Annotated in this window: 11 protein-coding genes; 4 read left to right on the forward strand and 7 right to left on the reverse strand. The window is 54.9% G+C overall.

Going from position 1 to position 11,935, the window contains the following annotated elements; all coding sequences use genetic code 11:
- Positions 1–71 precede the first annotated feature (71 nt).
- From AC13H5_RS04160 to AC13H5_RS04170, 3 genes are read left to right on the forward strand one after another with little or no spacing between them, the layout of a single operon-like run.
- Positions 72–1,598 carry a phytoene desaturase family protein gene (locus AC13H5_RS04160; RefSeq protein ID WP_215190421.1) on the forward strand — a complete coding sequence of 509 codons (1,527 nt, stop codon included), beginning with the start codon at positions 72–74 and terminating at the stop codon, positions 1,596–1,598.
- On the forward strand, positions 1,595–3,073 hold the full coding sequence (locus AC13H5_RS04165) for a phytoene desaturase family protein (protein ID WP_034776582.1): 1,479 nt from the start codon (positions 1,595–1,597) through the stop codon (positions 3,071–3,073). The genes AC13H5_RS04160 and AC13H5_RS04165 overlap by 4 nt, the downstream gene beginning before the upstream one ends.
- Complete coding sequence (locus tag AC13H5_RS04170) at positions 3,042–3,881, forward strand: phytoene/squalene synthase family protein (RefSeq protein ID WP_483546348.1); 840 nt, start codon at positions 3,042–3,044, stop codon at positions 3,879–3,881. Before AC13H5_RS04165 ends, AC13H5_RS04170 begins: the two co-directional genes overlap by 32 nt.
- Positions 3,882–4,311: 430 nt before the next feature.
- Here AC13H5_RS04170 and AC13H5_RS04175 read toward each other — a convergent pair whose 3' ends face one another.
- The 6 genes from AC13H5_RS04175 to ybaK form a co-directional block, all read right to left on the reverse strand.
- Positions 4,312–5,778, reverse strand: a complete 1,467-nt coding sequence (locus tag AC13H5_RS04175; RefSeq protein WP_034776586.1) for a phytoene desaturase family protein — start codon at positions 5,776–5,778, stop codon at positions 4,312–4,314.
- A 19-nt stretch (positions 5,779–5,797) separates the two neighbouring features.
- Positions 5,798–6,865 (reverse strand): glycosyltransferase family 2 protein, encoded by a 1,068-nt coding sequence (locus tag AC13H5_RS04180; protein ID WP_483546349.1) that lies wholly within the window; start codon positions 6,863–6,865, stop codon positions 5,798–5,800.
- On the reverse strand, positions 6,865–7,560 hold the full coding sequence (locus AC13H5_RS04185; protein ID WP_483546350.1) for a lysophospholipid acyltransferase family protein: 696 nt from the start codon (positions 7,558–7,560) through the stop codon (positions 6,865–6,867). The genes AC13H5_RS04180 and AC13H5_RS04185 overlap by 1 nt, the downstream gene beginning before the upstream one ends.
- Positions 7,526–8,278, reverse strand: coding sequence for a carotenoid biosynthesis protein (locus AC13H5_RS04190; protein ID WP_034776593.1), 753 nt, complete (start codon positions 8,276–8,278; stop codon positions 7,526–7,528). Before AC13H5_RS04190 ends, AC13H5_RS04185 begins: the two co-directional genes overlap by 35 nt.
- 88 nt (positions 8,279–8,366) lie before the next feature.
- Positions 8,367–9,065, reverse strand: a complete 699-nt coding sequence (gene pssA / locus AC13H5_RS04195) for a CDP-diacylglycerol--serine O-phosphatidyltransferase (RefSeq protein ID WP_021066674.1) — start codon at positions 9,063–9,065, stop codon at positions 8,367–8,369.
- Between the two features lie 24 nt (positions 9,066–9,089).
- Entirely contained in the window at positions 9,090–9,554 is a 465-nt protein-coding gene (ybaK, locus tag AC13H5_RS04200; protein ID WP_034776595.1) for a Cys-tRNA(Pro) deacylase, read from the reverse strand.
- A gap of 152 nt (positions 9,555–9,706) precedes the next feature.
- Between ybaK and AC13H5_RS04205 the strand changes: the two genes are divergently transcribed.
- Positions 9,707–10,441, forward strand: coding sequence for an enoyl-CoA hydratase/isomerase family protein (locus tag AC13H5_RS04205; RefSeq protein ID WP_138859858.1), 735 nt, complete (start codon positions 9,707–9,709; stop codon positions 10,439–10,441).
- Between the two features lie 39 nt (positions 10,442–10,480).
- On the opposite strand, the gene AC13H5_RS04210 is transcribed toward AC13H5_RS04205, so the two are convergent.
- Positions 10,481–11,839, reverse strand: coding sequence for an MATE family efflux transporter (locus tag AC13H5_RS04210; protein WP_034776600.1), 1,359 nt, complete (start codon positions 11,837–11,839; stop codon positions 10,481–10,483).
- Positions 11,840–11,935 lie beyond the last annotated feature (96 nt).

Here is an 11,935-nt window from a genome sequence, read left to right on the forward strand (position 1 = left end):
CATCGCGGACACACGACGAGCCGATTCAGATTTGAACTTGTCTCCAGTCATTTCTATAATGGGATAGAAGCATAAGAGACTTTTCACATAGGGAGTTGTTCAACGTGTCGGAAAAAAGAGTCGCCGTAATCGGTGCCGGACCAGGAGGACTTGCGGCCGCTATGCTGCTTGCAAGTCGTGGTGTGAAAGTAACAGTGTTTGAGAAGCAGGCGTTCGTCGGTGGACGGACGTCGCGTCTGCAAGTCGGAGAATTCGCGTTCGATCGTGGCCCGACTTTTTTAAATATGCCATACATTTTAGAAGAGATCTTCGAAGAGACAGGTCGAGATTTACACGACTATGTCGAGATGAAACGACTCGAGCCGATGTATGATCTTTATTTTGATAAAGGAAATCGGGTCTTATCGATGACGACCGATCGCGATCAAATGCATCAGGCGATTGAAGAGCAGTTCCCAGGCAACGGGGAAGGGTACGAACGCTTCATGGCCGAACAAGCCATCAAGCTGTCGAAACTGATGCCGGTGCTCCAGACGGCACATGACAAACTGACCGATTACGTGGCGACGCGCGTCTTGAAGGCGCTCCCGTTCTTATCGATCGGCAAGTCGTTATACGACGTCTTGTCAGAGTATTTCACGAGCGAAGAGCTGAAGTACGCGTTCACGTTCCAAGCGAAATACCTCGGCATGTCGGCGTGGGATTGCCCGGGTGGCTTCTCAATCTTGTCGTATATGGAACATGCTTACGGCGTCCATCATCCGATTGGCGGCGTGAATCAACTCTGCACAGCGATGGCGCGCGTCATCGAAGAAGAGGGTGGGGAGATTCGTCTCGAGGAAGGCGTCGACCGGCTCTTGCTCGACGGGAAACGCGTCAACGGACTCGTAGCGAACAATGTCCACTATGCCTTTGACGAAGTGATTGTCGGTGCCGACTTCGCCCATGCGATGACGACACTCGTCCCAAGCGACGCACTCACACGTTGGAGTCCAAAACAGCTGAAGAAGAAACGCTACTCGTGTTCGACGTTCATGCTTTATCTTGGACTCGACCGTGTCTATGATGATGTCGCGCACCATTCGATCCATTTCGCCGACGACTACGAGCGTAATGTGAAAGAGATGACGCAAGACCTGAAGCTGAGCGAAGACTTCTCGTTCTATGTCCAAAATGCTTCACGGATTGACCCGACACTCGCACCGTCAGGGAAATCCTCGCTTTATGTGCTCGTCCCGGTGCCGAACAACCTGTCGAATTTACCGTGGGAGACGCTCGAGACGACGATGACCGAGCGCGTCCTCGATGCACTTGAGACTCGTTCGCCGTATCGTGAGATCCGGAACCATATCGAGGTGATGCAGCCGCTCACGCCAAACGATTGGGAAGCGTTCGGTGTCTATGAAGGGGCGACGTTCAACTTAGGACATAACTTGTCACAGATGATGTATTTCCGTCCCCATAACCAGTTCGAGGAGCTCGACCACGTCTGGCTCGTCGGCGGTGGGACACATCCAGGCAGCGGACTGCCGACGATTTTTGAATCGGCGCGCATCACCGCCAACCTGTTGCGTGACCGGGCAGGTGTCGGCCAATGAACATCAGTTTCGTCGGTGCCGGAATTGGGTCGCTTTACGCGGCCTTGCTCCTGACCCACAAATATCCGTCGTTAGACGTGACCATCTATGAAAAAGAAGCTCGTGTCGGCGGCCGGCTCAATTATGTCGAGTTCGAGAACGGCGCCCGCGTCGATGAAGGGCCGACCATCGTCTTATTGCCCGGAAAATTGAAAAGTCAGCTCCTCGAGGCCGGTTTCCCGGAGCGAGAGCTCGAGTTGATCGAGGTCGACCCGCTTTATCGCCTCCGTTACGAGGATGGCACGACGTTCTACAAATACCGTGACATCGAACGTCAGGCGGCCGAAATCGACCGTCTGTTCAACGAGGGCGACGGCTTTAGAAAGTATATGACTCAAAAACGAGAAGAGTATCGCCTCGGGTTCGATGCATTCTTAGACCGGGGCTATAAAGGCAAGACCGATTTGTTCGAACCGAAACTATTGATGCTCCTCATGCGCTTGAAGGCGTATGAGACGGCCCACGAGAACATGAAACGCTTCTTCAAAGACGAGCGTCTGCGCGTCGCCTACAGCCTCCAAACGCTCTATATTGGTGGGAACCCATATGATACCCCATCCCTCTATGGTTTGATCCCGTACCGCGAACAAGAAGAAGGAATCTGGTACGTCAAGGGAGGATATTTCTCACTTGCGACGAAAGTAGAACAAGAGTTGAGACGACGCGGCGTCAAGTTCGAGTTGAACGCGAACGTCGAACGGGTGCAGGTGGAACAAAGCCGGGCGAACGCGGTCATCGTGGATGGTGTCGTTCATCCGTATGATGCGGTCGTCGTCAACGGTGATTTCCCCCTCATGGAACGGTTGATTGATGGCGTTAAGCCGAAATCATACGAACCGTCGAGCGGGACGCTCCTGCTTTACTTCACCGTGACCGGGGACATCGATTTACCGATCCACCAATTCGACTTGCCGAATGATTTTGCCGGGTCGATGCGGACCATCTTCGAAGATGGTAAACTAAGCAAGTATCCGGCGATGTATACGTTCAATCCGTCTTTGATGGACGACACGCTGGCACCGGACGGGACGAGCGTTCTCTATGTCCTCGTGCCGGTCCCACGTAAATTGGAGCGTGAGGACTTTGAAACGAGCGGTGCGATCGAGCATTTGATTGGCCGGATCGAACAGATGGTCCCCGACTTCAGGGATCGTGTCATTGAGATGAAAGTTCGGACGCCGATGGATGCGGAACGATTTGGGTTATTTGAAGGCGGGAGTTTCGGCATCGCCCCGAAATTGGCCCAATCGGCCGCGTTCAAACCACAGGCTCGCCCGTACGCGCACATCGACCGACTTTACGCCGTCGGAGCATCGGTGCATCCGTGCGGAGGCGTCCCGATTGTCATGATCGGCTCGCAGCTGTTAGTGAAGAGAATGGAAGAAGAAATGGGGGCATTGTACCATGACGACACAAGAAGCGTATCGTCACTGTGAAGACGTAATGAAAAAAGGCTCGCTCACGTTTTATCGGGCCTTTTCTTTGCTCTCCAAACCAGACCGTCAGGCCGTGGCCGCGGTCTATGCGTTTTGTCGGACGCTCGATGACGCGGTCGATGAATCCGACCGTCCTGAAGAGAGCTTGACGGACTTTTTGACCGAGTTCGATCGCTTCTTGGCCGGTGAACATCTGACCGATGCGCTCTGGGTGGCGTTGCGTGACGTTTGGGGACGGTACGACATGGACGTCGAACCGTTCTTTGAATTGGCTGAAGGCATGAAGTGGGACTTACATAAAACGCGCTACGCGACGCTCGAGGAGACGGAGCAATATAGTTACTATGCGGCCAGCACCGTCGGTTTGATGCTGTTGCCGATCCTCGCGCCGGACGTGGATGCGACGGGACGGCAACAGTTGAAACAAGGTGCGATCGACTTAGGTATCGCGATGCAGTTGACGAATATTTTGCGTGACGTCGGGGAAGACCTCGACCGAGATCGGATTTATGTCCCACAATCGTTGCTCGCCGAGTTCGGTGTCGCGGAAGCCGATTTGTTCGCGCGACAAGTGACCCCGGCGTTCATCGACGTCTGGGAGACGATGGCGCGCCGGGCCGAACACCTATACGTCCGGGCCCGGGAGACCCATCACTTATATCCTGCGACGAGCCGGAAGCCGGTCAGCGCGGCGGCATTGCTCTATGAAGGCATCTTGGACGCGGCCCGGCAGAATGGGCACGACGTCTTCACGAAGCGGGCGTTTGTCTCGACGATTCAAAAAGGGAAACTGTTGGCCAAGTTATAAAATCAGGCAGCCGTCGCAAAACGGCTGCCTTTTTTGTGCACAAAAAAACCACTTTTGGCGGGGGACCAAAAGTGGTGTAAGCGTTGTGTGATTCGTTCATCGGGGAAACGAACGAATCGGACGTGATGAACCCTAAAGATGTGCCTCGTCTCATGGGGAATGAAACGATGGGGCATCTTCGCTGAAGCAGGATGCTTGATGGACTAAGGGGGAACATCATAATGCATGCTGTTCCAGCCGCGGGATACGAGTGGGGAAACTCGCTCATCACTTTTTTCTCGGGTGTGACAAGTTCAAAACGCGATAGGCTCGGGGAAGCCATTCGATCGCTACAGGTGTAACAAACGTTACAAAACTGCTTGAACTCGAATATGATGTTATCACGTCTATCCCGTGTCGACAAGTGTCGAATCTTCTGTTCACAAAATGTTCAAATTGTCAGAGGTATGTCCTCTAACATCGACCGGGCCGCAAATTGTCCTGAAAGCGTCACCATCGGGCTGCCGCCGCCAGGGTGGGTCGAGCCTCCAGCGAACCAAATGTTGGACACATCTTCCGAGCGAGCGGAAGGTCGGAAGAACGCTCCTTTTTTCGAGTTGGCCGATGTCCCATAGAGTGCCCCGTAATATGCGTAAAAATCACGCGTCAAGTCGAGCGGGGTGACACGGCGATGGAAGACGACATCGCGATCTTCCCACTCAACGCCGAATTTCCGGAGGCGTCGGCGAATCAAATGTTCATACGTCTCGGCATCGATGTCGGTCATATGGGCCGGCGCGTTGACGAGGATGAACAAGTTGTCGCCAGCTTCTCCCATCGAAGGGTCCGTATGGGCCGAGTTCGAGATGTAAATCGTCGGTTCGTCCGCATAGCGTTCCTCGTCGAACAGCGCCCGGAATTCCGCTTCGTAGTCGTCTGAGAAGTAGACGTTATGATGCGCCAAGTTCAACCGCTTGTTCAAGCCGACCATGATGACGAAAGCGGACACCGATGGTTCAATCGTGTCACGCGTCGGCACCGGGAACGACGGACGGTCAGAAGCATCGACGAGTCGCGGATACTGCGTGAGCAGTTCTCCGTTCAATAAGACGGCGTCACAAGACATGACTTCTTCATGGTCGATGACGACCGCGTGAGCTTTTCCGTTCGTCACTTCAATTTTTGTGACTTCATGACCGAGCCTGAACTCGACGCCAAGCTCGCTCGCCCGTTTGGCGAAGCCTTTCGCAATCGTCCAGTTCCCACCTTTGGCAAAATAGACGCCATCATTCAGCTCCAGGTGCGAAATGAGCGCGAACGTACCGGGTGTGACGTACGGACTGCTGCCGATATACGTCGCATAGCGGTCGAGCGCCTGGATGATGCGCGGGTCTTTAAAATACTTCTTATGGAGCGCATGAAGGCTCTTGAGCGGATGCACTTTCATCATGTCAGCCCAAAGGCCGGTATCGATTTTTGAATCCATCCGTGTGAAGAACCGGTTATTGGCGATTTCAAACAACTTCTCCGCCTCGTCTAAGTAGTCGGTCAATTGATTCTTGTCGGCCTTATCGCCGGTCAGACGGCGTACCTCGGCTTCCATTTTCTCGCGGTCTGAATGAAACGTGAACGTCGAACCGTCAGAGAAATGATTGACTGTGTGCGACTCAAGTTTGACGAGCTCAAAATAGTCATCCGGGTTGGCCCCGCTGTTGCGAATGACGGAGCGGAACACGTCCGGCATCGTAATCGTATTCGGCCCGAAGTCGAACCGGTGTCCATCGGTGATGATCGGCATGAGTTTTCCGCCGACATGTTCATTCTTTTCAATGACGGTCACGTCGTAACCGCGGGCGGCAAGGGTGACGGCGGCGCTCAAGCCGCCGAGCCCGGCCCCGATAATAGCGATATGTTTCATGTTGTGCCTCCTAGCGAGATTATTGATACGTCCGGCCTTTCCATGAAATCGGCTTTCGTCGCCATTTGCGCACGACCGCGCTCGCGAGGAGCAACAAGTAGGCGATGAGGCTGAACGGATGGAGCCAAAAGTGGCGTCCTCCCGATTTGACGTCGATCGCCAGTCGAGCGAGCAAGACGAACACGCACGCCAAGAACGAGATCCAGTCCATGCGGACGAGGAGTGCGATGAAAGCAGACAGCTGGGTGCCGTAGTATAAGAAGAAATAAAGGGCGATGCCCACTGCTTCATTCATTCCCTTGAATACGTTCTTTGAAAACCCGTTCCACACTTCTTCATTCGTCGCATACATGTCACATGTGATGTAAGGCGAGACGTTGACGAGCGATGTGACTTTTTTGCGTCGCTTGAACTCACGGCACAGATCGATATCATCGATCAATGAATTGTGGATCGAGGCGTGTCCACCGACGTCGTCATAACTTTTCCGTTCGACGAGCACGTTCATTCCGTTGGCGGCGGCGAAGGCGGGATGACGCACCTTTCGCCAAAACAACGGCAAATGTTGGGCGATCAAGACGTGTTGCATCGGAATCAACAGTTTCCCGAGCCACGTTGGTGTCGGGAAACGAGGAAAACCTGACAAGAAGACCGCCCCTTCACGGGCGAGTGTGCCGTGCAGTCGCCCGATGAACGTCGGGTCGATCGTCACGTCGGCATCGAGGAACAACACGTACGGCTCGGTCGTCTGGGTCGCCAGCTGATGACACGCGTGGACTTTGCCGGCCCAACCTTCCGGGAGCGGCACCCCACGGAAAATGGTGAAGCGGGCATCGTCCGCGATTTCCCGGACGAGTGCCTCGTATGTAGCATCCTCGGACCGGTCCTCGTATAAATAGACGTGGCTTTCATCCGTCAAGGCGGCCTTCAAACTCGTGATGAGTTTTGGCACGTTCCGTTCCTCGTTCCGCAGTGGGATGCACACCGCGGTCGGAGGAGCTGGGATGGGTGCGGTGAGCGGACGGAGGAACAGCAAGTTGACCAACGTGAACAGCAGCATCAAAAACGTGAGCGACAAAATCACCATCAGCGGCCTCTTCCGATTTGGAGCAAGTGCTCCGTCCAATCTGCCAAACTGCGCTTCGGCGGGAACAAGGCGATATAGCGGTCGGACTGCTTGATTACGTCGTCGCGCGTATCGTCATATAGGCGTTCGAGTGCTTCGGCGAGCTCTTGTTTTTGAAGCCGCCGCGTCTTGGAGACGACCGTATGGTTGCGGAAGCGCACATAGACGAGCGGAGCGGCGTGCGACGCGAACGTATAATAGATGGCGCATAGCCGGACTTCCGGCTGGTGGAGCAGCATCGTCACACCTGAGCCAATCTCGAGCGGACGATGCTCTTGTGGATACTCGCGTCCTTGCGGGAACACCCAGACGGACTTGCCTGCAAGTAAGAGCCGATTGGCGTAGTCGAGCGAGGCGCGCACGTCCGACAGTTTGCCTTTTTTGATGGAGAACGCGCCCAAGTGACGGAAGAACGGGAAGCGGCGCAACCCATCCTCATCCATCAAGACGTGAACGTCATGACGCAAATAGTATTCGTTCAACATGAGCAAAATCATCCCGTCCCACCACGAGCTATGTGTGCTCAAAAACAATCCTGGTGTCGGCACGTCATCGGCCCGGACGTGGATCGTATGGAAAAACGGACGGATTTGACGTTCTTTGACGAACGTCGAGAACAGATTATTGAACCATTTCTTTTTGCTCGCTTCGATCATGTCGGCTCCTCCGTTCTATCAAGATGAGGCCTGCGGCTGTGACAACGCTGAGTACGCCGATGCCGTAAAGACCGGCGTTGACGGCCGTGACACCGAACAGGGCGTGCAGCATGACGAACAAATAACGTCCGTGCCCGAGTAACATCGGCTCGGCTTCGACTTCAAACCGGTCGAGCAACCAAGAGAAAATGAGTGACAGTCCGAACCAACCGACGAAATTCTGCGTCGGGATATCATAATACAGACCGTCATTGGCCCATTCCCAGTAGCCTTTCACGTTCGCTGCGACCGGGTCAATCGCCATATCGAGCCAAACGGCGAGGAACGGGACGAGCCAGAGCGTCCGGTTCTTGAACGAGAACAAGCGGGCGACGGCAAAACTCGAGCCGATGACGGCGAGCCAAGCTGCCCCGATCGTGACCGGTACACCGAACACGGTCGGACCGAACGCCTCCGCGTAGATGTACTCACTGAACGGGAACCCGGTTTTGACACCGAGCGTCTCGACAGCGATTGAACCGAAGAAGATGAACGGGACGATCAGGCGGGCGTGGCGGACGCCGTCCGCAATCACCCAACCGCCGATGAGACCGGCGAGCCATAAGAAGACCGGGTTTGCCCATTCGAGCCAACTCGGCAACAAATCAAAGCCGACGAGGACGACCCCGACGACATACCAAACCAAAAACCATTTCCAAATCCATGGATACACTTTCATTTCATCACCTCTATTCTCATTCTAGAGAGGTTTGCGGCTTGCGTCTAATAAATGCATGCAAAAAAAAGAGTCCCTCGAGAGGGACCCGTCAATTCGCCATCCGCTTTCGTTTTTTGACGAACGAGAAAGCGATGAATAAGACATAGAACGTGACGGCGATGAACCAGAACGATGGCCATTCTTTCCACCGGGCAAAAATCATGTACGTCAAGTAGATAAGGCTGACCGTGATGATGAACGAGTGGCGCGGGAGCGGCACGTCTTTAAAGCTCGGGATGCGGACACGGCTGACCATGAGCAGAGCGAGACCCGTGAAGAAGATTGGGGTGAGCAACTCGTTGATCTGGTCCCCGAACGTCGTCACGACGGCGAGCAAGCCACCGGCCGCGGTGATCGGGACGCCCGAGAAGTAACTGGCCGTGACGTTCGTCGCCGACAAGTTGAAGCGGGCCAAGCGGTAAGCACCGAACAACGGGAACAAGGCGGCGAAGAAGAGACCGTAGTTGCCGTAATCGATGAAAAACGTATAGTAGGCGAGAAGCGCCGGGGCGACCCCGAACGTGACGACATCGGCGAGCGAGTCGAGTTCTTTTCCAAAGTCACCGGCCACGCCGAGCATACGGGCCAGCCGTCCATCCAAACTGTCGAGCATCATGGCGATGATGATGAGCAGCGTCGCGTTCGAGAAGTCGCCGCGCGCCGCATAAACGATCGCCAAGACGCCACAGAACAAGTTGCCGAACGTAAACGAGTTAGGAATCCATGAGCGGATTCGTTCTTTCCACATAGGTATTGCCTCCATCTTTCTTTGTCATTGAGTGAACCAGTGACCGTCCGTGAACCGGAGCAGGTCGGTCGGTGTGAGTTCGAGTTGGTAGCCGCGCTTGCCGGCCGAGATGATGATCGTATCTTTTTGTCTGGCACTATCATGCAAGAAGACAGGAAACCGTTTTTTCGCCCCGATTGGCGAGACACCGCCGCGGATGTAGCCGGTCAGCGTTTCGAGCTCCTTCATCGGGACAGGGGAGGCTTTTTTGGCGCCCCAGGCTTTCGCGGCCGCTTTCAAATCGATATCTAAATCTCCTGAGATGAGGAAGAAGGCGTAGCGCCGTTGCTCATTCTCGAGACAAATCGTTTTATAGAGCTGGTCGAGCGGTTTACCGAGTGACGCGGCGACATGTTTGGCGGAGACGTCGGACGCGTCCACTTCGTAGGAGTGGTACGTGAACGGGATGTTCCGTTGTTTCAATTGTCTTGCGGCATTCGTCAGTTGCATCAGCCCCACCCTTTCGTTGAACGACTCTTTTAAGAATAGCAAATAGTGGTAGCGTCGGGCAATCGAACTCGGAAAGTTTCTATGACAAGAAGGAAACAGAATGACCGATATAGAAATGAATAGTGATTCATTTTAGTAAAGGGGGAAATGGGATGGAAACGATTCAACTGGAACAGCGGAACGGGGTCGGCTGGCTGAAATGGGACCGGCCGGAAAAATTGAACGCATTAAATGAGACGTTGCTTCGTGAGGCGAGGGAAGCGATGGAGCAGCTCGTGGCGGATGAGGCCGTCCACGTCATCGTGCTCGTCGGGCAAGGGCGTGCCTTCTCATCGGGACAGGACTTGACGATTGAGAGTGACGCCGACTATGGGGTGTATTTGGAAGAGGTGTACCATCCGCTCGTGCGGGCGCTTGCCGACTGTCCGAAACCAATCATCGCCGGCATTCACGGGGTCGTGGCGGGGGCGGGACTCAGTCTGGCGCTCGCGGCGGACGTCCGTCTCGTCGCCCGGTCGACGAAGTTCAGTTCGGCGTTCATCAAAATCGGTCTCGTCGCCGATGCCGGGGGACCGTACCATTTACGGCGCTTGATGCGGCCCGATCTCGCGCTCGCTTGGATGTGGAGCGGCAGCACGATTGATGCCGAACAGGCCGAAACGTTCGGTCTCGTCACCGAGCTCGTCGAGGATGAGGCGTACTTGGAGCGGTTGACGGCCTATGCCGAGACGCTCGCAGCCAAGTCACCGACGGCGGTGCAAGGCATGAAGGCGTTATTCCGGGCCGACTCGTTCGAGGACGGTCTCGAGCAAGAGATCATCTGGCAACGGAAATGTGGTCAGACGGACGTTCATCGGCAGGCGATGCAGGCGTTCCTAAATCGATGAAAAAAGAAGCGGTCACAGCGACCGCTTCTTTTTGGTTGATTATGAAGTTGGCTTCGGTTCGAACTGGAAGCCTTTTTGTTGCCACGTGCCGTATTTCCAACGACGGAAGGCGAAGAAACCGCGGAACCACTCGTCGAGCGAGAAGGCGAGCCAAATGCCGAGGACGCCGAGTCCCATTTGGAGTCCGAACAAATAACTGAAGACGACGGCAACGCCCCACATCGAGGCAATCCCAATCATGACCGGGAAGCGAACGTCGCCGACCGACTTGAGCGATCCCATCAACACGATGTTCATGGCGCGACCTGGCTCAAGGATGAGCGTCGCCCATAAAATCGGCACCCCGACGGCGATGATATCCGGGTTCGATGTGAACAAGCCCAGCAGCGACTTGCCGAAGACAGCGAGCCCGAGCGACGCCACGAGTGAAGCGAACATGGCAATCTTCAATGTCTTAACGGCGCGGGTATACGCTTCTTTAAACCGTTTCCCGCCGATGTCACGGGCAATCAATAATTGCGTCCCTTGCGCGACGGCGACCGTGAACAAGAAGGCGAGCATCGACAAGTTCATGACGTATACCCGTGCGGCGAGGGAAGCCTCGCCCATGGTGGCGATGAAACCGGTGATGATGATTTGCGAGAACTGATATGACAAGTTCTCTCCGGCTGATGGTACGCCGATTTGGAGCAAGGCGCGAATGTCGTCGCGTTTCGGACGAATCAATTCCTTGAGCGGGAAGCGGAGCATGAGCCGCTTCTTGACGATCCAGAACAATAGCACCATCGCCGAGAAACGGGCGATGACGATGGCCCATGCGACGCCGGCGACACCCGTGACCGGGAGACCGAACCAGCCCATGACGGCGAGCATCGCCCCGGCAGCTGTGATGATATCGATGAGAAGTGTCGCGAGCATCGCGTGCTTCGTCATCCCGTGGCTCCGGAGGACGGAACTGAGCGCCATGATGAGCGCTTCGGTGAACAGCGACAACCCGACAATCTGCAAGAATAACAGGCCATGGTCGAACAGCTCATCCGATAAGCCGAACAAACGGAGGAACGTCTCACCGAACAAGAAGACGACCGCGACCATGAGCACGCCGAGCCACATGTTCAAGCTGACGGCGGAACGGGCGAAGTCACGGCTCTTCTTCATCCGATTGGCGCCGATCGCTTGACCGATCAAGATGGTCGCACCGACCGAGGTCACGCTGAAGACGATTAAGAAGACGTTCAAGATTTGGTTGGCGACGCCGACCGCGGAAGCGGCAGCATCGGAGTAATGGGCGAGCATGAGCGTGGCGATGATCCCGGTCCCCATATGAAGTGCGAGTTCGATGAAAATCGGCCACGAGATTTTAAATAAACTGAGCTGTTCGGTGTCTTTTGTCGGCATGTTGTATTCTCCCTTGTTTCTACAATTCTCTATATGAAATATTTACGTTGTCAAAATCACAAGGGTCATGTTACTCCTTTTGAAATGAAAAAGAAA

Source organism: Exiguobacterium sp. FD-YE-25-4 (genome assembly GCF_057004685.1).